Origin of the sequence: Sphingoaurantiacus capsulatus (assembly GCF_042648405.1) — a bacterium.
Classification (GTDB): domain Bacteria; phylum Pseudomonadota; class Alphaproteobacteria; order Sphingomonadales; family Sphingomonadaceae; genus Sphingoaurantiacus; species Sphingoaurantiacus capsulatus.
On the sequence record NZ_JBHRXV010000011.1, the window covers coordinates 155,362 to 176,935 of the forward strand.

At 68.2% G+C, this 21,574-nt stretch carries 18 protein-coding genes; 12 read left to right on the plus strand and 6 right to left on the minus strand.

Annotated elements, in window-relative coordinates; translation table 11 throughout:
• Window positions 1-3: 3 nt before the first annotated feature.
• Entirely contained in the window at window positions 4-1,335 is a 1,332-nt protein-coding gene (locus ACFOMD_RS12930; RefSeq protein WP_380862016.1) for a mannose-1-phosphate guanylyltransferase/mannose-6-phosphate isomerase, read from the minus strand.
• 122 nt (window positions 1,336-1,457) lie between these two features.
• Here ACFOMD_RS12930 and ACFOMD_RS12935 point away from each other — a divergent pair, with 122 nt between their 5' ends.
• The 4 genes from ACFOMD_RS12935 (at window position 1,458) to prsT (ending at window position 9,191) form a co-directional block, all read left to right on the plus strand.
• Window positions 1,458-2,849 (plus strand): TIGR03013 family XrtA/PEP-CTERM system glycosyltransferase, encoded by a 1,392-nt coding sequence (locus ACFOMD_RS12935; RefSeq protein WP_380862018.1) that lies wholly within the window; start codon window positions 1,458-1,460, stop codon window positions 2,847-2,849.
• Window positions 2,850-2,883: 34 nt separating this feature from the next.
• Window positions 2,884-4,962: an XrtA/PEP-CTERM system histidine kinase PrsK gene (gene prsK / locus ACFOMD_RS12940; protein ID WP_380862020.1), complete on the plus strand. Its 2,079-nt coding sequence runs from the start codon at window positions 2,884-2,886 to the stop codon at window positions 4,960-4,962.
• Window positions 4,962-6,317: a PEP-CTERM-box response regulator transcription factor gene (gene prsR / locus ACFOMD_RS12945; RefSeq protein ID WP_380862022.1), complete on the plus strand. Its 1,356-nt coding sequence runs from the start codon at window positions 4,962-4,964 to the stop codon at window positions 6,315-6,317. Before prsK ends, prsR begins: the two co-directional genes overlap by 1 nt.
• Window positions 6,318-6,431: 114 nt before the next feature.
• Window positions 6,432-9,191: an XrtA/PEP-CTERM system TPR-repeat protein PrsT gene (gene prsT, locus ACFOMD_RS12950; protein ID WP_380862024.1), complete on the plus strand. Its 2,760-nt coding sequence runs from the start codon at window positions 6,432-6,434 to the stop codon at window positions 9,189-9,191.
• A 4-nt stretch (window positions 9,192-9,195) separates the two neighbouring features.
• Here prsT and ACFOMD_RS12955 read toward each other — a convergent pair whose 3' ends face one another.
• The 4 genes from ACFOMD_RS12955 to ACFOMD_RS12970 form a co-directional block, all read right to left on the minus strand.
• Window positions 9,196-9,387 carry a hypothetical protein gene (locus ACFOMD_RS12955; protein ID WP_380862026.1) on the minus strand — a complete coding sequence of 64 codons (192 nt, stop codon included), beginning with the start codon at window positions 9,385-9,387 and terminating at the stop codon, window positions 9,196-9,198.
• A 10-nt stretch (window positions 9,388-9,397) separates the two neighbouring features.
• On the minus strand, window positions 9,398-9,583 hold the full coding sequence (locus tag ACFOMD_RS12960; RefSeq protein WP_380862028.1) for a hypothetical protein: 186 nt from the start codon (window positions 9,581-9,583) through the stop codon (window positions 9,398-9,400).
• The gene (locus ACFOMD_RS12965) at window positions 9,576-9,809 is read right to left on the minus strand and encodes a hypothetical protein (protein ID WP_380862030.1); all 234 of its coding nucleotides are present in this window, start codon (window positions 9,807-9,809) and stop codon (window positions 9,576-9,578) included. The genes ACFOMD_RS12960 and ACFOMD_RS12965 overlap by 8 nt, the downstream gene beginning before the upstream one ends.
• A gap of 92 nt (window positions 9,810-9,901) precedes the next feature.
• On the minus strand, window positions 9,902-11,002 hold the full coding sequence (locus ACFOMD_RS12970) for an NAD(P)-dependent alcohol dehydrogenase (RefSeq protein WP_380862032.1): 1,101 nt from the start codon (window positions 11,000-11,002) through the stop codon (window positions 9,902-9,904).
• Between the two features lie 176 nt (window positions 11,003-11,178).
• Between ACFOMD_RS12970 and ACFOMD_RS12975 the strand changes: the two genes are divergently transcribed.
• From ACFOMD_RS12975 to proC, 6 genes are all read left to right on the plus strand, one after another.
• The gene (locus ACFOMD_RS12975; protein ID WP_380862034.1) at window positions 11,179-12,261 is read left to right on the plus strand and encodes an efflux RND transporter periplasmic adaptor subunit; all 1,083 of its coding nucleotides are present in this window, start codon (window positions 11,179-11,181) and stop codon (window positions 12,259-12,261) included.
• A gap of 3 nt (window positions 12,262-12,264) precedes the next feature.
• Window positions 12,265-15,378, plus strand: coding sequence for an efflux RND transporter permease subunit (locus tag ACFOMD_RS12980; RefSeq protein ID WP_380862036.1), 3,114 nt, complete (start codon window positions 12,265-12,267; stop codon window positions 15,376-15,378).
• A 4-nt stretch (window positions 15,379-15,382) separates the two neighbouring features.
• A complete protein-coding gene (locus ACFOMD_RS12985) occupies window positions 15,383-15,946 on the plus strand; it encodes a TspO/MBR family protein (protein WP_380862038.1) in 564 nt (187 codons plus the stop codon).
• Window positions 15,947-15,950: 4 nt separating this feature from the next.
• Window positions 15,951-16,283, plus strand: coding sequence for an accessory factor UbiK family protein (locus ACFOMD_RS12990; protein WP_380862040.1), 333 nt, complete (start codon window positions 15,951-15,953; stop codon window positions 16,281-16,283).
• A gap of 118 nt (window positions 16,284-16,401) precedes the next feature.
• Entirely contained in the window at window positions 16,402-16,890 is a 489-nt protein-coding gene (locus tag ACFOMD_RS12995) for a type III secretion system chaperone family protein (protein ID WP_380863443.1), read from the plus strand.
• 11 nt (window positions 16,891-16,901) lie between these two features.
• Window positions 16,902-17,744: a pyrroline-5-carboxylate reductase gene (gene proC / locus ACFOMD_RS13000; RefSeq protein WP_380862042.1), complete on the plus strand. Its 843-nt coding sequence runs from the start codon at window positions 16,902-16,904 to the stop codon at window positions 17,742-17,744.
• Here the strand turns inward: proC and ACFOMD_RS13005 are convergent.
• Window positions 17,689-18,186: a MarR family transcriptional regulator gene (locus ACFOMD_RS13005; protein WP_380862044.1), complete on the minus strand. Its 498-nt coding sequence runs from the start codon at window positions 18,184-18,186 to the stop codon at window positions 17,689-17,691. The two genes, proC and ACFOMD_RS13005, sit on opposite strands and share 56 nt — an antisense overlap.
• A gap of 189 nt (window positions 18,187-18,375) precedes the next feature.
• Between ACFOMD_RS13005 and ACFOMD_RS13010 the strand changes: the two genes are divergently transcribed.
• Together ACFOMD_RS13010 and ACFOMD_RS13015 are read left to right on the plus strand one after the other, a co-directional pair.
• Window positions 18,376-18,585: a hypothetical protein gene (locus ACFOMD_RS13010; RefSeq protein WP_380862046.1), complete on the plus strand. Its 210-nt coding sequence runs from the start codon at window positions 18,376-18,378 to the stop codon at window positions 18,583-18,585.
• A gap of 89 nt (window positions 18,586-18,674) precedes the next feature.
• Window positions 18,675-21,533, plus strand: coding sequence for an SLBB domain-containing protein (locus ACFOMD_RS13015; RefSeq protein ID WP_380862048.1), 2,859 nt, complete (start codon window positions 18,675-18,677; stop codon window positions 21,531-21,533).
• The last annotated feature ends 41 nt before the right edge of the window (window positions 21,534-21,574 follow it).

Genomic DNA, 21,574 nt, shown 5'->3' on the forward strand with positions numbered 1-21,574 from the left:
AAATCAGAATCTTATCGCGAGAAATTGCGATGGCGTGTCAGCGTCGCAGCTCAGCTGCTGGCCGGCCTCGACCACTACCTGCTCGCCGCGAACCAGCGGCTCGCCGTCGAGGCTGACCTCGCCGGTCAACAGGGTCACCCGCGCCGACACGGCGGTGAAGCTGGCGCCGGCGTCCATCGTCACGATGCGCACGCCGGGCATCAGGTGCATCTCGCTGCCCCAGACATGGCTCTCGCGTGCGGCGTCGAGATGCTCGCGCCGGTCGTCGGCGGCGAGGCGGTCGACGATCTTCTTCACGTCCTGACCGCGGCCGCGCGCCGCGATCAGCACGCTGTCATGTTCGGCGACGATGGTCAGCCCGCTGACGCCGACGAGGCTGACCAGCGGCCCGGCGCTGCGCACGAGGCAATCCCGCGAATCGACGATGATCGCGTCGCCGCGCACGGCATTGCCCTGGTCGTCGCGCTCGGCGATGTCGAAGAGCGCGTCCCACGAGCCGATGTCCGACCAGCCGATGTCGACGGGGGCGACGGCGACGCGGTCGTCGCGCTCCATCACGGCATAGTCGATCGAATCGGACGGGCAGCGGGCAAAGGCTTCCCTGGCGGGGCGCAACACGCCGTTTTCCAGCGTCGCGCCCTCGATCGCTTCGGCCACCGCCGCGTCGATGGCGGGGGCATAGCGGGCCAGTGCCTCCAGATAGCGGTCGGCGCGCATCAGGAAGATGCCGCCGTTCCAGGTGTAGCCGCCCGAGGCGACATAGGCCTGCGCGGTGTCATAGTCGGGCTTCTCGACGAAGCGCTCGACCTTGCTGACGCCCTCGGCCAGCCAATCGCCGAGCTTGATATAGCCATAGCCGGTCTCGGGCGACGCGGCGCGGATGCCGAAGGTGGCGAGCCAGCCGTCGGCGACCAGCGGCATCAGCCGCTCGATCGCTGCGTGGAAGGCGGCCACGTCGCCGATCACATGGTCGGACGGCATCACCAGCATGAGGCCTTGGCGGTCCTGCGCGACGACGCGGCGGGCGGCGAGGGCGATGGCGGGCGCGGTGTTGCGGCCCATCGGCTCGAGGATCAGTTCGCCGCTTTCGATGCCGGCGGCGTCGAGCTGCGCGATGATCGCGCGGCGGTGCGCCTCGTTCGCCACCACGATCGGCGCGTGGAAGCGCCCGCGATCACCGGTGCGCGAGGCAGTGGCCTGGATCATCGTGTCGTCGCCGGCAATCGGCAGCAGTTGCTTGGGGGTGCGCAGGCGGGACATCGGCCACAGCCGGGTTCCCGAACCGCCCGAAAGGATTACCGGCCAGATCATCGGTTCGGCATAGGCGCTTGGCATGACAAGACCAAGTGGCCCGATATGAATATTCGCTTAGTGATTTCTGCGCTATGGAAGCCGCGGGCAGCCGGTCGTAGAGCCGGCATCAGGGCAATGGTGCGGGCAAGGGGTGTGGGCGCGGCGTGATTCGCCTGTTCAAACATTATATTCCGACCCCGCTGCTGTTTCTCGGCGTGATCGAATTCCTGCTGCTGCTGATTTCGGCAGAGGCGGCGTGGCAGCTGCGCGCCGACCAGATCGGCATCGACGCGCTGCCGACCACCGATCGCTTCGGCGAGGTGCTGACCTACGCCATGGTGGTGTCGGTGGTGATGCTGGCAACCGGGCTTTACCAGCCGCTGCATGGCTATCGCTCGGTGCGGCTGGTGGCGACGCGGCTGCTCGTCGCCTTTGCCTTGAGCCTCGTCGTGCTGGCCGTGGTGTTCTTCCTGCTGCCCAACGTGGCGCTGTGGCGATCGATCTTCCTCTACGCCGCGCTGTTTTCCTATGTGCTGATCATGGTCGCCCGCGGCGTGTTCGGGAAGCTGATCAACTGGAACCGCTTTCGCCGCCGCGTCGTGGTGCTGGGGGCGGGCGAGCGCGCGGCAAAGCTCGAGGAAGTCAGCCGCTCGCCCGACGCCGGCTTCCAGATCGTCCGCTATGTGCGGATGACCGACCGCGAGCCGCGGGTGGCCGGCGCGGTCGTGCGCGAGGAGGTCTCGTCCTTCTACGACCTCGCCGACGAGCTCGGCGTCGAGGAGATCGTGCTGGCGCTGGAGGAACGGCGCGGCGCGCTGCCGACCGGCGACCTGCTGAAGGCCAAGCTCGCGGGCGTGCATGTCACCGATATGTCGAGCTTTCTCGAGCGCGAGACCGGCCGGGTCGATCTCGGCTCGGTGTCGCCGTCGTGGCTGATTTTTTCCGACGGCTTCCTTGGCGCGAAGGGCAGCGCGGTCCTCGGCAAACGGCTCTACGACATCGCCGCCAGCTCGCTGCTGCTGGCGATCTCCTCGCCGCTGCTGCTGGTCGCCGCGGCGTTGATCAAGCTGACCAGCCCGGGGCCGGTGTTCTACAGGCAGGAGCGCGTCGGCCAGTTCGGCCGCAGCTTCGACGTGATCAAGTTTCGATCGATGCGCACAGACGCCGAGAAGGACGGCACCCCACAATGGGCGCAGAAGTCCGACCCGCGCGTGACCGCGATCGGCCGCATCATCCGCGCGACGCGGATCGACGAGATCCCGCAGATCATCAACGTGCTGCGCGGCGACATGAGCTTCGTCGGCCCGCGGCCCGAGCGGCCCTTCTTCGTACAGGACCTCGCCGCGCAGATCCCCTTCTACAACGAGCGGCACGTCGTGAAGCCGGGGATCACCGGCTGGGCGCAGCTCAACTATCCCTATGGCGCCAGCGTTGACGACGCGCGCCACAAGCTTGAGTACGACCTCTATTATGTGAAGAACTACAGCATGTTCCTCGACCTTCTGATCCTCATTCAGACGGTTCGGGTCATCCTGTGGCGGGACGGCGTCCGCTGAGCGGCGCGTTTAACAGGGGGGGCGGGCACCGCTGATGGACCAGGTCGGCTTTGTCAGCCACCTCATCGCCTGCGTCGGCTTCGGCGCGCTGGCGGCGGTGCTGCTGGTGCGGCGCGACCAGAGCATCGCCAGCCTGTGGCTGATCGCGGCGGCGACGATGACCGCCGTCTGGGCCGGCGCCGTCGGCCTCGCCAGCCGTTATGGCGGCGATTATCTGGTGCTGGTCTCGCCGGGCGAGACGTTGCGCTCGGCCGCCTGGCTCGCCTTCCTCGTCTCGCTGCTGTCGCGGTCATGGCGGCTCGAGCAGCGGATGAGCTCCTCCTTCGTCATCGCGGTGGCGATGGGCTTCACCATCACCGCGCAGCTCGCGATCGACTTCGCCGACGACCTGACCGGCACGCCGACCTCGGCCGGGGTGGCCTATCTGTTCCTGCTGTCGCGCCTTGCCGTGGCGATCGGCGGGCTGGTGCTGGTCCACAACCTCTACATCAACACCGCCGACGCCAACCGGTGGAGCATAAGATTGCTGTGCATCGGGCTCGCCTTCCTGTTCGGCTACGACCTCAACATGTACACGCTGAGGTTCCTCTCCGGGACGGTCAGCTGGGACCTGTTCGCGGTGCGCGGCTTTGCGAACGTGCTGGTGGTGCCGCTGATCGCGCTCTCCGCCTCGCGCAACCGGCTGTGGAACCTGCAGGTATCGCGGCAGGTGGTGTTCCACACCCTCTCGCTGATCGGCATCGGCGGCTACCTCATCGTCATGGCGGTCGCCGCCTGGGCGCTGCGCCTGCTGGGCGGCGACTGGGGCAAGCTTCTCCAGATCGGCTTCCTCGTCGCGACGATGATCCTCGCCGCCGTCGTGGTGTTCTCCGGCCGTTTCCGCGCCTCGGCGCGGGTGTGGATCAACAAGCATTTCTTCGCCTATAAATATGATTATCGGCAGGAATGGCTGCGCCTGATCGGCACCGTGTCGCGCAGCGGGCCGGGTTTTGGCGGCCTCGCCGAGCGCGTCATCCAGGGCGTCTGCGACATCGTCGATTCACCGGGCGGCGCGCTGTATGTGCCGGGCGAGGACGGCGGTTTCGAGCTGGCCGCCCGCTGGAATTACCGCAACCTCGTCACCGGCCGCGTCGACGCCGATAACGGCCTGCTGCGCTACCTCGGCGATCGCGGCCGCATCGTCGATGTCGAGGAGCTGCGCAGCGGCGGCGGCGACTATGGCGTGATGAACGCGCCCGACTTCGTGCTCGCCGACAAGCAGGCCTGGCTGATCGTGCCGCTGATCCATCTCGAACGGCTGGCCGGTTTCATCGTCATCGAGCGGTCGCGCGCCGATCGCGAGCTGAACTGGGAGGATTTCGACCTGCTGCGCACCGTCGGGCGGCAGGCGGCGAGCTATATCGCCGAGGCCGCGAGCCAGGCGGCGCTGTCGGAAGCGCAGAAGTTCGACGAGTTCAACCGCCGCTTCGCCTTCATCATGCACGATATCAAGAATCTGGTGAGCCAGCTGAGCCTCGTCGCGCGCAACGCCGAGCGCCACGCCGACAATCCCGATTTCCGCGCCGACATGGTGGCGACGCTCCAGAGCTCGGTCGGCAAGATGAACGACCTGCTGGCGCGCCTCGCGCAGCACAACAGCGGCAAGGTCGACGAGACGGCGACGGTCGACGTGTCGGCGGTGGTGCGCGGCGTCGTCGAGACGAAGACGCGGGCGCACGCGGCGCTGTCGCTGACCGCCGGGCCGCTGCCGCTGCAGGTGGTAGGCGATGCCGGGCGGCTGGAGCAGGTGTTCACCCACCTGATCCAGAACGCCATCGACGCCAGCGAGCCGGCGGCGCCGGTCGCCGTGTCGCTGCGCAAGGACGGCGGCATGGCGCGCGTCGACATCGCCGACGAGGGCGTCGGCATGTCGCCGGCCTTCGTTCGCAACCAGTTGTTCAAGCCTTTCCGCTCGACGAAGGCCGACGGCTTCGGCATCGGTGCCTATGAGGCACGCGAAATCGTGCGCGCGCTCGGCGGGCGGCTGGACGTGGTCAGCCGGGAAGGCGAAGGTACGTTGTTCAGCGTTCTGCTGCCGCTGGCGGCGGATGTAGACGAGAGGAAACGGGCCTGATGACCGACAAGCCGCGCAAGCTGCTGGTGGTCGAGGACGATGAGGGGCTGCAGCGGCAGCTCAAATGGTCCTACGAGGATTATGAGGTGATCATCGCCGGCGACCGCACCGCCGCGATCGACGCGCTGCGCCAGCATGAACCGGCGGTGGTGACGCTCGACCTCGGCCTGCCGCCCGATCCCGACGGCACCAGCGAGGGCTTTGCGACGCTGGAGGAAATCCAGCGGCTGAAGCCCGACACCAAGATCATCGTCGCGTCGGGCCACGGCGCCCGCGAAAGCGCGCTGCGCGCCATCGCCTCGGGCGCCTACGACTTCTACCAGAAGCCCGTCGACATCGACGAGCTGGGCATGATCGTCCGCCGCGCCTTCCACCTCTATGATCTCGAGCGGGAGAATGATCGGCTGGCCGAGCGGCCGTCGGACGGCGTGCTGGGCGGCATGATCACCGCCGCCCCCGCGATGACCAAGGTCGCGCGGATGATCGAGCGGGTGGCCGGCGCCGACGTCTCGGTGATGCTGCTCGGCGCCAGCGGCACCGGCAAGGAACTGCTCGCCCGCGGCGTTCACGACACCAGCGGCCGCGCCAAGAAGCCGTTCATCGCCATCAACTGCGCCGCGATCCCCGAAAATCTGCTCGAGGCCGAGCTGTTCGGTTACGAGAAAGGCGCCTTTACCGGCGCGATCAAGACGACCGAGGGCAAGATCGAGCTGGCCGAAGGGGGCACGCTGTTCCTCGACGAGGTCGGCGACATTCCGCTGCCGCTGCAGGTGAAGCTGCTGCGCTTCCTGCAGGAGCGGGTGATCGAGCGTATCGGCGGCCGGAAGCCGATCCCGGTCGACGTGCGCATCGTCTGCGCGACGCACCAGGACCTGGAAACGATGATCGCCGATCAGCGCTTCCGCGAGGATCTCTACTACCGCCTCGCCGAGATCGTGGTGCGCATCCCGCCGCTGGCCGAGCGGCATGGCGACCCGACCTTGCTGGCGCATCACTTCCTCAAGAAATTCGGGCGCGACCTCAATCGCAACGTGAAGGGGTTCACCCCCGACGCGCTGGCCGCGCTCAACGCCTGGCATTGGCCGGGCAACGTGCGCGAGCTTGAAAACCGCATGAAGCGCGCGGTGATCATGACCGAAGGCTCGCGCATCTCGGCGGCCGACCTCGACCTCGACGACAAGCCCGAGGACGCCGAACTGCTCAACCTGAAGACAGCGCGCGAAATCGCGGATCGCAAGGCGATCCGGCTTGCGCTGGCGCGGACGGAGAACAATATCTCCAACGCGGCCAAGCTGCTGGGCGTCAGCCGGCCGACATTCTACGACTTATTGAAGCAGTATAACATCGACGTTTGAAGCCGGGCGCCTGACCCGTCATAGTGACGGCGTCAGGGGGCTTCACGGGTCCGTTGGGGGGTAGAGGTTGCTATGATCGAGAAGCGTTCAAAGGCTCGCGCCGCGGCTTTGGCGATGACGGCGCTTGGGCTGAGCATGGCCTTCGCGGCACCGGCGCTCGCCGACCGGAATACCGAGTCCGCCTCTTCCTACGATCGCGGCTTCCAGCGTTTCGAGAAGGGCGACATCCGTGGCGCTCGCATCGAGATCATGAAGGCGCTGCAGTCGGACCCGAACAACGAACTCGCCCGCCTCGTCAACGCGCGCATCATGCTGGAGGGCGCCAACGGCGTCGGCGCGCAGACCGAGATCGAAAAGGCGATCAAGGCCGGCATCCCGCGTGACAAGACCCGCCACCTGATGGCGCACGCCTATCTGCTGCAACGCGATTTCGACAAGGCGCTGAAGGAAGCCGACCCGGCGGTCGTCCCCGACCAGTTCTCCTCCTATGCGGCCCGAATCCGCGGCCGTATCCAGACGTCGCTCGACCAGCCCGAGCGCGCCCGCGCCGAGTTCGAGCTCGCCACCCGCATCGCGCCGCAGAGCGCCGACGCGCTCGTCGACCTCTCCCGCTACCAGATGATGATGGGGCAGGGGGCCGAGGGCGAGAAGAACAACGATCGCGCACTGGCGCTCGAGCCGAGCAACCTCCCGGCGCTGCTGCTGAAGGGTGACTATGTCCGCCGTCGCCTCGGCCTCGAGCGGTCGATGCCCTATTACAATCAGGCGCTGCAGATCGACCCGAACAATATCGAGGCGCTGCTCGAGCGCGCGTCGACCTTGAGCGACCTGAAGCGCACCCCGGAGGCGAAGGCCGACCTGAAGAAGGTGCAGGGCATCGTCGCCGACCATCCGCTCGCGCTCTACCTCGAAGCGGTGATCGAATCGCGCGCCGGCCAGTATGACAAGGCCAATGCGCTGATGACGCGCACCAAGGGCTCGCTCGACCGCTATCCGCCGGCGCTGCTGCTGCAGGGTATGCTCGCCTACCAGCTCAACAACGTGCAGCAGGCCGAGGAATATCTCGGCAAGGTCGTCGCGCAGGTTCCCGAAAGCGACGTGGCGCGCAAGGTGTTCGCCGCGGTGCAGCTGAGGAAGGGCGACGCCAACGGCGCGATCGATACGCTGGGGCCGATCGTCAGCTCGGGCCGTGCCGATCCGCGCACGCTCGCGCTGCTCGGCTCCGCCTATGCGCGCAAGGGCGACTATAACAACGCGCAGGCCTTCCTCGAGCGCGCGTCGAAGGCGGCGCCGAACGATGCGGCGATGCGCACCCAGCTTGCGATGACCCGCGTGGCGCAGGGCAATACGTCGGCCGCCGCCGCCGACCTGTCCAACGTCCTGAAGGAAGACCCGAACTCGCAGCAGGCGCTGATGCTGTCGGCGCTGGTCAACATGCGCGCGAACAAGTTCAGGGAGGCGCTCGACATCACCAACCGGCTGGTGAAGGCGCATCCGAACTCGCCGATCGGCTACAATATGCGCGGTGCCGCGCTGATGGGCCTCAACAACAAGAAGGGGGCCGAGGCCAACTTCCGCGCCGCGGTCGCCAAGCAGCCGAAGTTCGTCGAAGGCCGCCGCAACCTCGCGCAGCTGCTCATTTCGGACGGCCGTACGGAAGCGGGCCGGCAGGAACTGCTGCGCGTGCTCGAGGCGAACCGCAACGACATCCGCGCGATGACCTCGCTGGCGCAGCTGTCGGCGCGCGCCGGCAAGACCGAGGACCAGATCGCCTGGCTGAAGCGCGCCGCCACCGCGCAGCCGCGCGCGCTGGAGCCGCGCGTCGCGCTGATGCAGACCTATGTCAGCGTCGGCCAGCCCAACCGCGCGCTGACCGAAGCGCGTGCGCTGGAGCGTGACTTCAACAACAATCCGCGCGCCTTCGAGGCCACGGGCATCGCCTTCATGGTCGGCCGCAAGCCTGCCGAGGCGGAAAGCTCGTTCAACCGGCTGATCAACCTGGTGCCGAACGCGGTGCCGCCGCGGGTGATGCTGGCGCGCGCGCAGGTCGCGCAGAACCGGCCGGACGCCGCGCGCGGCACGCTCAATCAGGCGCTGACCATGCAGGGCCAGAACCTGCTGCCGGTCTATATCGACCTCATCGGCCTCGAAACGCGCGACCGGCGCATCAACGAGGCGGTCGCGCTCGTCGACCGCATGCGCAAGGCCTATCCGCGCTCGAACATTCCGGATCAGGTGCTGGGCGACGCGTACCTCACCCTCGGCGATGCGCCGAAGGCGATGGCGGCCTATCAGGCGGCACGTAAGATCAACTTCGACCGGGCGGTCGCAACCCGCATGGCAACCGCGTCGCTGCGCGCCCGCAAGCCCGCCGACGCCATCGCGCTGATGCAGGCCTACACCAAGGCCAATCCGCGCGATGCGCAAGGGTCCGCGCAGCTCGCCGACCTTTACCTGCAGACGAAGCAGCACCGGCAGGCGATCGCCATCTATCAGGACCTGCGCAAGAAGGGCTTGGGCAACGATCCGATCGTCAACAACAACCTCGCCTGGTCGCTGCACCAGATGCGCGACCCCAAGGCGGCATCGTTCGCCGAGGTGGCGCTGAAGGCCGCGCCGCGCTCGCCGGCGGTGCAGGACACGCTCGGCACCATCCTCATCGAGACGAAGGCCAACCCGAAGCGTGGCCTGGCGCTGCTGCAGCTCGCGGCGAAGACCTCGCCGCGTGATGCGAACATCCGCCATCACCTGGGCGTGGCGTTCGCGGCCAACGGCAAGAAGGCGGAAGCCAAGCGCGAACTGACGACGGCGCTTCGCCTGCCGAACCTCGAAAACGCCGCCGCGGCGCGCCGCCTGCTGGCGACGCTCGGCTAGGGACTTAAGGCGCAGCGGCCCCGGGGAAGTCGACGCTGTCGACTCCCCCGGGGGCCGCGTCATTCTCGTCGAGGCCGGTCGGCGGCTCGCGGGCCGCGGGCGGCGCCTCGAAGCTCTCGCCGGGTACCACCTGATCGATACGGCCGGTGCGGTCGATCTCGTCTTCGGGTGGCACGGGCTTGCGCTGATCGCTCATCGCCATTTCCTCAGCTGTCGTGGCCGGCGTCGCGCGCGCCGCGCCGGGCATCGCCCGGCTCGCCGTGGAGCTGGGTAACGCCCGCCTCGCGGTGCGGCTTGCGCTTGCCGCCGCGGCCGTCGGCCATGGTGTCGCCGCCATCGGCGCGCAGCGCAGCGCTGCTGTCCTGCGGTTTGGGGGGCGCTGGATCACTCATCGTCGAAGTCACGCGGGTCGGGCCCCGGGCCGCCGGCGACCAGATTGGTGTCGATGATGCTGGCGCCGTCGAGGCTGTCCTCGCCGCGGATCGACGGATCGCCGTCACGCGACGGGTTGCGGCCGTCGGCCGTCCCGCGCAGGCCGCCGAGATGGCCGGTCGAATTGAAGTCGGTGCCCGAGGGGCCGACGCTGTCGCTGCCGAGATCTTCGCGTTCGTTCGCCATCGTCGCTCTCCTGTCTGCGCGGGTACAGGGAGAACGAAGCAGGGCAGGCGCGGTTGCGCCGCCCCCGGCCCTGAAGGCGACGGAACGGCCGATCAGTGCGGCATGCGCAGAATCGGCTTGATGCTCTTGCCGCTGCGCATGTCGGCGATCGCCTCGTTGATCTCGTCGAGGCCGTAATAGGTTATCAGCCGGTCGAACGGGAATTTGCCCGCTTCGTGAAGCTCGATCATCCGCGGGATGAACTCCTGCGGGTCGGCGTCGCCCTCGGTCACGCCGATGATCTTGCGGCCGGCAAGCAGCATCGACGGCATGATCGTCACCTCGACGCCCGGGGCGACCGCGAGCACCGCGCAGGTGCCGCGCTGCGCCAGCACGTCGATCGCGGCCTTGATGCTCGACGGCTTGCCGCTGGTGTCGACCGAGAAGGTCGCGCCGTCGGGCAGGATCGCCTTCAGCTGCTTCATCAGATCCTCGGCGTCGCCGCGAACGGTGTGGGTCGCGCCCAGTTCCTTTGCCAGCTCCAGACGGCCGTCATGCACATCGACCGCGACGACGGTGCCGCAATCGCTGGCCACGCCCGCCATCATCGCCGCCATGCCGACAGTGCCGACGCCGAACACCACGAGGCTGTCGCCCGCCTGCGGCTTCAGCGTGTTGAGCACGGTACCGGCACCGGTCTGCAGCCCGCAGCCGAGCGGCCCCAGTGCTTCCAGATAATGGTGGCGCGCGACCTTCACGGTGTTGCGCGCGGTCGATAGGGCAAAGGTGGCGAAAGAGGACTGGCCGAAGAAGCCGCCCCACACCTTCTCGCCGCCATCATCATGGTAGGTCGGCTCGCGGTTCGGCCGGTAGCCCTTGAAGTTCCGCAGGCCGAATTCGAGGCAATATTGCGGCTTGCCGTCATCGCAGACCGCGCAGGCACCGCAGGAGGCGTAGGACAGGATGACATGGTCGCCGCGCTTGACGTGCGTCACGTTGGCGCCGACCGCCTCGACGATGCCGGCGCCTTCATGGCCGAGCACGATGGGGAGGGGCGGGGCGAAGGCGCCGTGCTGGCAGGCGATGTCCGAATGGCAGATGCCGACCGCGACGAGACGGACCAGCACCTCGTCCTCGCTGGGCGCCGCCATCTCCAGCGACTTCACCTCGAAGGGTTTGCCGAACTCGCTGATGACCGCCGCTTCGACCTTCATGCCATTTCTCCCCGTCGTTCGTTGTCCCCACGCTAGTCCGCCACGAAACGGCGCGCGAGCCCCTTGAAGCGTGAGGGATCAAGGGCCTGCGCTACGTAGCGTCATTGCTTTGTCGCGTTGTTGCGGCCAAAGGGCAGCCTTGCGAGTCCCCCGCAAAGTTCAGGAGCCGCGTCCCGATGATTTTCCGCCCGCGTTCGGCACTTCCGGTCCTCGCGCTGCTCGCGCTCGCCGCCTGCGGCGATGGTGATGCCGCCAAGGCGCCCGGCGGACCCGGCGGCGGGCAGGCGCCCTCGGTGACCACCGCGACGGTGCAGCCGATCGCCTTTTCCGATCGCATCGAGGCGGTGGGCACAGCCTATGCCCGCGAGTCGACGACGATCGCCGCGACGGTGACCGAGCGGATCGTGCGGCTCAACTTCACCGATGGCGCCTATGTGCAGCGGGGCCAGATCATCGCCGAGCTGTCGCGCGGCGAGCAGGCCGCCGGCCTCAACGAGGCGCAGGCGCGGCTGACCGAGGCTCAGCAGCAGCTGACCCGCCTTCGCCAGCTGCAGGATCGCGGCTTTGCCACCAATGCCCGCGTCGACGAGCAGGTGGCGATGGTCAATGCGGCGCGCGCGCAGGCCGGGCAAGCGCAGGCGCAGATCGGCGACCGCGTCATCCGCGCTCCGTTTTCGGGCGTCGTCGGCCTGCGCCGCATCTCGGCGGGCGCGACCGTCAGTCCGGGCACCGAGATCGCGACGATCAGCGACCTGTCGCAGATCAAGCTCGACTTCGCGCTGCCCGAGACCTTCCTGTCGGCGATGCGCACCGGCCAGGCGATCGAGGCCCGCGCCGCCGCCTTCCAGAACGAGGTGTTCCGCGGGGCGGTCGAGAGCATCGAGCCGACCGTCGATCCGGTCACCCGCTCGGTCACGGTGCGCGCGGTGCTGCCCAACCCGGATGCGCGGATCAAGCCGGGCATGCTGCTGACCGTCAACGTGCTCGCCAACCCGCGTACCACGCTGGCGGTGCCCGAACTGGCGCTCGTTGCCGAACGTGATCGCAGCTTCGTGTTCAAGGTAGATGACGAGAGCACCGCGCTGAAGACGCCGGTCGAGGTCGGCATCCGCCAGCAGGGCATGGTCGAGGTGAAGCGCGGCCTTGCGGCGGGGGACCGCATCGTCGCCGAAGGCACGATCAAGGTACGTGACGGGGGCAAGGTTCGCACGGCGCCGGCAGCGGGAACTGCTGCCGCCGCGCGCGGCGCAGCGGAGTAGCCGATGTTTCTATCCGATGTCTCGGTCAAGCGGCCGGTCTTCGCGGCGGTCATCGCCATCCTGCTGGTGCTCGCCGGCGCCGTCGCCTTCTTCAGCCTGTCGGTGCGCGAAGTGCCCGACATCGACCCGCCGATCGTCTCCATCGAGACCAACTACCGGGGCGCCGCCGCCAACGTCGTCGAAAGCCGCATCACCCAGGTCATCGAAGACCGGATCAGCGGCATCGAGGGCGTCGAGTCGATCACCTCGAACTCGGAAAACGGTCGCTCGTCGATCAGCATCGAATTCTCGTCCAACCGCGATATCGACGCGGCGGCGAACGATGTGCGCGACCGCGTCAGCGGCGTGCTCGACAACATCCCCGAAGAGGCCGACCCGCCCGAAATCCGCAAGGTCGACGCCGACGAGCAGCCGATCATGTGGATCGCGCTGTCCGGCAAGGGCTGGACCTCGATGCAGCTCACTGACTATGCCGACCGCTTCCTCGTCGATCGCTTCGGCTCGATCGACGGCGTCGCGCGCGTGCAGATCGGCGGCGAGGCGCGGCCCTCGATGCGCATCTGGATCGACCGCGAGCGGCTGGCGGCGCTTGGCCTGACCGTCGGCGATGTCGAGGCGGCGTTGCGCCGCCAGAATGTCGAGCTGCCGGCGGGGCGTGTCGAGACGCAGGGCCAGAACCTGACCGTCCGCCTCAACCGCGCCTATGCCAACGCCAATGATTTCCGGCAGTTGATCGTCTCGCGCGGCGAGACCGGCTATCTCGTCCGCCTCGGCGATGTGGCGCGCGTCGAGGTCGGGCCGGAGAATCCCTACAGCCTCTTCCGCGGCAACGGCGTTTCGGCGGTCGGCCTCGGCATCGTCCGCCAGTCGGGCGCCAACACGCTCGAAGTGGCCGACGCGGCGCGCGCGGTGATGGAATCGGCGCAGAAGAATCTGCCCGAGGGCGTCAACCTCGACGTGAACAGCGATTCCTCGCAGTTCATCTCGGCCGCCATCGACAACGTCTACCAGACCTTGATCGAGGCGGCGGTGCTCGTCGTGCTGGTCATCTACGTCTTCCTCGGCTCGGCGCGCGCCACGCTGATCCCGGCGATCACCGTGCCGATCTGCCTGCTCGCTACCTTCATCGTGCTGTGGGCGCTCGGCTTCTCGATCAACCTGCTGACCTTGCTGGCCCTGGTGCTGGCGATCGGCATCGTCGTCGACGACGCCATCGTCGTTCTCGAAAATATCTATCACCGCATCGAGCAGGGGGAGAGCCCGCTGGTCGCGTCCTACAAGGGCGCGTCGCAGGTCGCCTTCGCCGTCGTCGCCACCACGCTCGTCGTCTGCGCGGTGTTCGTGCCGGTGATGTTCATCAGCGGCAACACCGGCATGCTGTTCCGCGAGCTGGCCGCCGCGATGATCGGGGCCATCGCCTTCTCAGGCTTCATCGCGCTGTCGCTGACGCCGATGCTCTGTTCGAAGATGCTGAAGCCGGCGGGCAGCTCCAACCGCTTCACCCGCTTCGTCGATGCGCGCTTCGAGCGCCTGAACGCGCGCTATGAAGGCGTGCTTCGCCGCATCATCAACAAGCCGCTGCTGGCGGGCGGCGCGGCGCTGATGTTCGTCATCGCCTGCCTGGGCCTCGGCACCACGCTCCAGTCGGAGCTGGCACCCGAGGAGGACCAGGGCAATTTCCAGATCTCGGTGACCGCCGCCGAGGGCACCGGCTGGGACACGATCGTCCGTTACATGGGCGAGCTCGAGCGCGAGCTGCTGCCGATGATCGAGGACGGCCCGATCCGCCGCCTGATGGTGCGCGCGCCCAACTCCTTTGGCGCCAGCGAGGATTTCGCCGGCGGCCGCATCATGGTGTTCCTCCACTCCTGGGCCGACCGCGACGTGACCACTCGCGAAGTGGTTCAGCAGGTCGAGGACAAGCTGCGCGACAACCCCGCAGTGCGTGTCAGCGCCGCGGTGCCGTCGGCACTGTCGCGTGGCCGCGGCCGGCCGCTGATGTTCGTGATCGCCGGCGACACCTTCGAGGAACTCGCCAGCGCCCGCGACAAGCTGCTGGCGGCCGCCGAGAGCAATCCGAACATCCGCGATCTCGATAGCGACTACAAGGAAACCCGCCCGCAGGTGCTGATCGACATCGACACCGCGCGCGCCGGCGACCTCGGCGTGTCGGTGACCGAGATCGGCTCGACGCTCGAGACGATGATGGGTTCGCGTCGCGCCACCACCTTCGTCGACCGCGGCGAGGAATATTATGTGGTGCTGCAGGCCGAGGCCGAGGACCGTATCAGCCCGCAGGATTTGACCAACGTCTATGTCCGCTCGTCGACGACCGGCCAGCTGGTGGCGCTATCGAACCTGGTGACGTTGCGCAACTTCGCCGACGCGGGCTCGCTCGGCCGCTACAACAAGCTGCGCGCGGTGACGCTCAGCGGCAGCCTCGCGCCCGGCTATTCACTCGGCGAGGCGTTGACCTGGCTGGAGAATGAGGCGGCGCAGATCCCCGAGATCACGCAGGTCGGCTACAAAGGGGAATCGCTCTCCTACAAGCAGACGGGCTCCTCGATCGTCATCGTGTTCCTGCTGACGATCATCATCGTCTACCTGGTGCTGGCGGCGCAGTTCGAAAGCTTCATCCACCCGGCGGTGATCATCCTGACCGTGCCGCTGGCGGTCGGCGGCGGCGTGCTCGGGCTGGTGGTGATGGGCGGGACGCTCAACATCTACAGCCAGATCGGCATCGTCATGCTCGTCGGTTTGGCGGCGAAGAACGGCATCCTGATCGTCGAGTTTGCCAACCAGCTGCGCGACAGCGGCCGGTCGATCGAGCAGGCGGTGATCGAAGCCTCGACCCGGCGCCTCCGCCCGATCCTGATGACCTCGATCGCCATCGTCGCCGGCGCCATCCCGCTGATGATCGCGAGCGGCGCCGGCGCCGCGGCGCGGCAGGCGATCGGCGTGGTCATCGTGTGGGGCGTCAGCATCGCCACGCTGCTGACGCTGTTCCTGATCCCGGTGTTCTACAACCGGCTGGCCCGCCGCACCGGCTCACCGGAAGCGGTGGCACGCAAGCTCAAGGACGAACTGGGCGGCGGCGCCGCGCAGCCGGCCGAGTAGGCACATGTCGCAGCTGGCTTCCCCCGCGCAGCTTCGCGGCGCGCTGCTGCGTGCCGTGCTGGTGGCGGTGCCGCTGATCATCCTGCTCGGCACGATTTCGGGCCGGGTGGCGGGGTCAGCCGAGTCGAACCCCTGGTTCCAGGCGCTGGTGAAGCCCGACATCTACCCGCCCGGCTATGTGTTCGGGATCGCCTGGACGATCCTCTATGCGATGATGGGCATCGCGGTGGCGATGATCTGGAGCGCGCGCGGCGCGACGATGCGCTGGCCGGCGCTGCTGCTGTTCGTGGTGCAACTCGCCGCCAATCTCGCCTGGTCGCCCTTGTTCTTCCGCGCGCAGCGAATCGAGGATGCCTTCTGGCTGCTGGTCGGCATCGGCGTCGCGGCGCTGCTCACCACCATCGCCTTCTTCACGGTGCGCCGCCTTGCAGCGCTGCTGATGCTTCCCTATCTCGCGTGGCTCGGCTTTGCGGGCGTCCTCAACTGGCGCATCCATGAGCTGAATTTGGACGGCGGACCCGCTATCGCCGTCGCAAGCGTTGAGCTTGCGTTGCCGTCACAGGAGTAGGCCCGTGCAGACGCAGAACCGTTTCTTCGAGGATCTCGCCAAGCTGGCGACGGGCGCGGCCGGTACGCTGGCCGGCGTCGGTCGCGAAATGGAGGCTAACATGCGCCAGGCGTTCGAACGGATGATCGGCGGCATGGACCTGGTCAGCCGCGAAGAGTTCGAGGCGGTGAAGGCGATGGCCGCCACTGCGCGCGCCGAGGCCGAGGCGCTGAAGGCGCGACTCGACGCGCTGGAAGGCCGTTCGGCGGTGCCAACGAGCGCCGATCCTACGCCCAAGCCGGCGCCGAAGCGTAGCCGCGGCGCCTCACGTGCATCGCCCGGCGACGCCAAAGCGTGATTATCCACAGGAATCCGCATTTTGCCGCCTCCGCGGGGCTTGCGGACTCGCATGACGCCCGACAGCATTATCGCTGCAGGGGTAGGAGCTTTGCCGGGTGACCCACCTGGAAACCGAGATGACCCAGGCGCCGGCGGCGCCGATCGACATGCTAGAGCATTATTTCGGCGCGCATGGCTGGGCCTGTGAACGGCACGGCGACGAGGAAATCGTGGCGTCGGTCGAAGGGTCGTGGACGCAGTATCAGCTGCGCGCGCTGTGGCGCGAGGACGAGCGGATGCTGCAGTTCGTGGCGCTGCCCGACGTGCGCGTGCCCGATGCCAAGCGCTCGGCGATCTACGAGACGATCGGCCTGATCAACGAGCAATTGTGGATGGGCCATTTCGAGATGTGGGCGGCCGACGGCACCTTGCTGTTCCGCCACGCCACCCTGCTCGACGGCGATGACGAGATCGGCCTGTCGCTCGATCAGGCGGAAACGCTGGTCGAGGCGGCGATCGACGAGTGCGAGCGCTACTATCCGGTGTTCCAGTTCGTGCTGTGGGCCGGCAAGAAGCCCGCCGAGGCGCTCGACGCCGCGCTGATCGACACCGTCGGCGAAGCCTGATTCTCCCGGCGATGGACGCCCCGCGTCTCGACCGGATCGGCACCCTCTGGGTGGTCGGCTGCGGTAACATGGGCAGCGCGCTGCTCACCCGCTGGATCGCCTGCGGTGTCGATCCCGAGCATGTCGTTGTCATCGATCCCGGTGCGAAGGACGTCCCGGCCGGTATCCGCGTGGTCGCGACGGCCGCTGAAGCGGGACGGGCGCCCGACATCGTGCTGCTGGCGATCAAGCCGCAGTTGCTCGCCGAGGTCGCGCCGACGCTCACCGCGCACTTCGACAACCCGCTGATCCTGTCGATCCTCGCGGGCGCACGGCTGGCGACGCTCGGCAGCCTGTCGTTGCGGGTGATCCGCGCCATGCCCAACACCCCGGCCCGGATCGGGGAGGGAACGACGGTGCTGTGCGGCGGCGTTCCCGAGGATCGTGGCTTCGCCGAGGCGCTGATGGCGACGGCGGGGGCGGTTCACTGGATCGACGACGAATCGCTGTTCGATGCAGTGACCGGCGTGTCGGGATCGGGCCCGGCCTATGTGTTCCGCTTCATCGAGGCGCTGGCGGCGGCGGCGACCGCTGCGGGGCTGCCCGCCGAGACGGCACAGGCGCTGGCGCTCGAGACGGTGACGGGGGCGGCGGCGCTCGCGGCGCTGCGCGAATCAAGCCCGGCGGAGCTGCGCAAACAGGTGACGAGCCCCAACGGCACGACGGCGGCGGGGCTTGCGGTGCTCGATGGTGACGGCAGCTTGACCGCGCTTCTGGCCGAGACGGTCGCGGCGGCGGCCGCGCGGTCTGCCGAGCTGGCTAGCGCAGCGTCGCCTGCAATTCCTGGATCATCGGCCGGTCCAGCGGCGGGATAAGACCGAGCAGGACGGCCCAAAAGCCCGTCACCGCCTGTTGCCCGGCCTGCGTATAGGCGGCGACCATCCGCTCACGCAGCTTGTCGAACAGCATCGCTTCCATCGCGGTGCCCTCCGGCGTGAGGCGCAACAGCCGCTGCCGCCGGTCGCGCTTGCCGACTTCCTGACTGACGAGGCCCTTGGCCTGCAATTCGCCAAGCACGCGGCTCAGCGACTGTTTGGTGATGTTGAGCAGACGCAGCAAGTCGGAGACCGGCATGCCGGGACGGCGGGCGATGAAGTAGAGCGCGCGATGGTGCGCGCGGCCGAGCCCGACCTCCTCGAGCCGCGCATCTGCGCCTTTGATCATGCTGCCATAGCCGAAGTAGAGGAGTTCGATCCCCCGGCGCACTTCGGCTTCGCGCAGGAATTGCGGCGAGGCCGCGGGCGTCAGTTCAGCCATGCCCGATATCTTCCACGGATAGGCCGGACGGGCAACCGGCGCGTTGGGCCGAGTGCGCGCTTCTTTTGCCGCGCCGCGCAACGACTTGCTCTTGTAACATGGCTGGAGTATGAGGCGCTCGGGTTCAATAGACGAAATACGTCCTGACTCGCATCTTGCGGGTCATGGGGAGTGGGCACAGTATTGGGCATGACGCGCAAGGCAAGGTTCTTTGCGATGGTGGCGCTGGCCACCGGACTGGCGATGGTTCCGGCCATCGGTTCGCAGGGCGCGGGAGCGCTCGGCGAGTCGCGTTCGCATGCCGATTCGCACATGCTCACGCCTGGCCAGTCGCCGCTGGTGCTCGACGCGGCAAGCGGCGTGGCGGAAGCGCGCGTGGCGGAGATCGTCCGCCTCTAGGCGAACGCGACGCGAGGCGCCGTTGACGGCCTGCGCGCTTGTTCCTATCACCCGATCAGACATCGGGGTTTCTGACATTGGAGTGGTCTGTGCGACGCCAGTTGCGGTTCAATTTCGCGCGGCGTCTGACCGCGCTCTGCGTTGCTTCGCTCGTTGTCGTGATCCCGGCGTTGGCGCAACAGATCGACCCCTCCGTTCTCGGCCGTATCCAGGGGCAACTCGGCGCGGGCACCAATGCCGGCGAGCAGCTCGACCAATCGCGTCAGGAAGGCGACATGGACGCGGCGAGCACCGCTGCCCAGCCTGCCGGGCCGACCAGCGAGGAGCTCGAACTCCGGCGTCAGCGTTCGCGCGTGCAGCTCGACCGCCTGTACACGCCGTCGACCGTCGAGCGTGAGTATCGCGAGCGCCTGGGCGACCCGACGCTCCGCCAGTTCGGCTACGACCTGTTCCGCTCGTCGGAGGGCGGCAGCGGCCCGCTGACCGGTGCCGTCGGCGATGGCTATATCCTGGGTGTCGGCGATCAGGTCGTCGTATCCTTCCAGGGCGCGACGAACGAGAGCCAGACCGTGCGCGTCGACCGGGAAGGCCGGATCGTCGTCGGGCAGATTCGCCCGATCCGCGCCGCGGGCCGCTCGATCGGCGCGGTTCGTTCCGAACTCGCCGCCGAAACCCGGCGCACGCTGCTCGGCACCGATGTTTATATTTCGCTCGGCTCGGTTCGGGCGATCTCGGTTTTCGTCGGTGGCGAGGTGGAGCGTCCCGGCCAGTATCGCATGACCTCGCTCGGCGACGTGGCGACGGCGATCGCGCGCGCCGGCGGCATTCGCCGCAACGGCTCGCTGCGCAACGTGCGGATCGAGCGCTCAGGCGGCGGTCGCACCACGGTCGACCTCTACGGTCTGCTCGGCATCGGCACGCCGTCGTCGGTACGCCTTCAGGACGGCGACCGGATCGTCATCCCGGTGATCGGCGGCACCGTCGCGGTCGCCGGCGCGGTGGCGCGTCCGGGCATCTACGAGGTTCGCGGCTCGACGACGCTCAGCCAGCTCATCAGCTATGCCGGCGGCGCGCTGCGCCCGCGCGGCTATCAGGCGGCCGTCAGCCGGATTGCGCCGGACGGCAGCGAGAGCTTCATCCGCGCGACCGGTTCGGCCCAGACGATCATGGCCGGCGATGCCGTGCAGGTGTCGGGCGGCAGTGCCGGCGGCGCGCAGAACCGCGTGGCGTTGAGCGGCTTCGTCGCCAACCCTGGCGCGCGGGCGCTGGGCATGACGGCGACGGTGCGCGAACTGCTCGGCGATCCCGACGATCTTCGGGCCGGCACCTATCTGCCGATGGCGGTGCTGGCGCGGCGTGACGAGATCACCGGCTCGCGGGTGTATGAGGGCGTCAACCTGATCACCGCGCTGCGCAACAGCCCCGCGGTGCCGCTGCGCAGCGGCGACGACCTGTTCGTGTTCAGCCGCACCGACATCGATTTCCTCAACAGCGCCGCGGTGCGACGGGTGGTGACCGGGCAAGGCAATCTGCTGCCCGAGTGCCGGTCGCTCGAAAATCTCCGCACGCTGGCGGAGGATGTGCAGTCGTCACGCTTTGCCGCGGTGGCGCGCGGTTCCGGCCGGTTGGCTACGGCGCGCCGGCCCGTGCTGTCGCGCAGCAACTACGATCTCGACGAACGGCAGCGCCGCCGCGGCGAAACGCCGACGGTCGAGGGCGGGCTGCCGTCGACCCAGACGCAGCAGCAAGTGCCGGCCAGTGCATCGGGCGCCGGCAACGCGCAGCAGGCGCAGGTGCCGCAGCTCGACGACGATGAGGCGGATATCCGCCGTCGCCGGCTGCTCAACGCCGAGCGCGAGGCCGACCGCTATGCGCGCTCGGGCGGCGAACTCGAAGGCCAGAATACCGGCGAACCGCTGTGCCCGGCGGTGTTCGAGGCCCAGCCCGACCTGCTGCCGATGCTGATCGAGCATGCGGTGACCATCGGCGGCGCGGTGCGCGAGCCGGGCGCCTACCCGGTGGCCACCGATATCGCGGCCGCCAGCCTGGTCAGCGTCGCGCAGGGCACGACGGTCAATTCGCGCAACATGCTCGCCTCGGTGATCCGCGCCGACGATGATGCGGCGGTGGCGCCGCAGCCGAACGCGGGGCTCGCCTCGCTGGTCATCCGGCCTGGCGACGACCTGCGCATCGGTGCCTCGCAGCCGCAGTTCGAGATGGGCGGCGTGCTGCTGTCAGGCGAGTTCGCGCAGCCGGGCTATTACACGATCCGCAAGGGCGAGACGCTCGGCCAGCTCATCACGCGCGCCGGCGGCCTGTCGAGGCTGGCCTATCCCTATGGCGCGATCTTCACGCGCAAGAGCGTGAAGGAGCTCCAGCAGGAGGGCTTCAAGCGCACCGCCCGCGAGCTGAACGCCGGCCTGCTGGCCGCGATCAGCCGCCGCGGCGCCGAGGCTGGGTCGCTGACCGCCGCCACCGACCTGATCGACCGCCTGAGCAACATCGAGGCGCCCGGCCGCATGGTCGTGGAGACCGACCCGCAGGTACTCGCCGTTCGTCCGGAACTCGACACCGTGCTCGAGGGCGGCGACGTGATCGTCATGCCGAAGACGCCGAACTTCGTGCTGGTGCTCGGCGACGTCAACAATCCGGGCGCGCTGCAGTTCGTTGCCGGCAAGTCGACCAAGAACTATGTTCGCGAGGCGGGCGGTCTGCAGTCGTCGGCCGAAGCCGACCGGGCGTTCCTGGTGCTGCCGAACGGCACGGCGCAGCCGCTGTCGTCGGCCGGCTGGACGCGTACCGCCGCGGTGGTGCCGCCGGGCAGCACGATCATCGTGCCGAAGGAAATCGATCCGGGCCGGACGCTCGACCTCGTCCGCGATGTCGCGACGATCTTCGGCCAATTCGCGACGGCGATCGCCTCGATCGCGATCCTGTCGAACCAATAAGGCCGGCAGCGGCGCCTTCCTCGCGAAGGCGCCGAGCGCCC

Coding starts and splice junctions, on each gene's coding strand:
- prsK (WP_380862020.1), top strand. CDS start 2,884: ATGGACCAGGTCGGCTTTGTCAGCCACCTCATCGCCTGCGTCGGCTTC.
- ACFOMD_RS12995 (WP_380863443.1), top strand. CDS start 16,402: ATGACCCAGGCGCCGGCGGCGCCGATCGACATGCTAGAGCATTATTTC.
- ACFOMD_RS13010 (WP_380862046.1), top strand. CDS start 18,376: ATGACGCGCAAGGCAAGGTTCTTTGCGATGGTGGCGCTGGCCACCGGA.
- prsT (WP_380862024.1), top strand. CDS start 6,432: ATGACGGCGCTTGGGCTGAGCATGGCCTTCGCGGCACCGGCGCTCGCC.
- ACFOMD_RS12970 (WP_380862032.1), bottom strand. CDS start 11,002: ATGAAGGTCGAAGCGGCGGTCATCAGCGAGTTCGGCAAACCCTTCGAG.
- ACFOMD_RS12960 (WP_380862028.1), bottom strand. CDS start 9,583: ATGAGTGATCCAGCGCCCCCCAAACCGCAGGACAGCAGCGCTGCGCTG.
- ACFOMD_RS12930 (WP_380862016.1), bottom strand. CDS start 1,335: ATGCCAAGCGCCTATGCCGAACCGATGATCTGGCCGGTAATCCTTTCG.
- prsR (WP_380862022.1), top strand. CDS start 4,962: ATGACCGACAAGCCGCGCAAGCTGCTGGTGGTCGAGGACGATGAGGGG.
- ACFOMD_RS12955 (WP_380862026.1), bottom strand. CDS start 9,387: ATGAGCGATCAGCGCAAGCCCGTGCCACCCGAAGACGAGATCGACCGC.
- proC (WP_380862042.1), top strand. CDS start 16,902: ATGGACGCCCCGCGTCTCGACCGGATCGGCACCCTCTGGGTGGTCGGC.
- ACFOMD_RS12975 (WP_380862034.1), top strand. CDS start 11,179: ATGATTTTCCGCCCGCGTTCGGCACTTCCGGTCCTCGCGCTGCTCGCG.
- ACFOMD_RS12965 (WP_380862030.1), bottom strand. CDS start 9,809: ATGGCGAACGAACGCGAAGATCTCGGCAGCGACAGCGTCGGCCCCTCG.
- ACFOMD_RS13005 (WP_380862044.1), bottom strand. CDS start 18,186: ATGGCTGAACTGACGCCCGCGGCCTCGCCGCAATTCCTGCGCGAAGCC.
- ACFOMD_RS12985 (WP_380862038.1), top strand. CDS start 15,383: ATGTCGCAGCTGGCTTCCCCCGCGCAGCTTCGCGGCGCGCTGCTGCGT.
- ACFOMD_RS12980 (WP_380862036.1), top strand. CDS start 12,265: ATGTTTCTATCCGATGTCTCGGTCAAGCGGCCGGTCTTCGCGGCGGTC.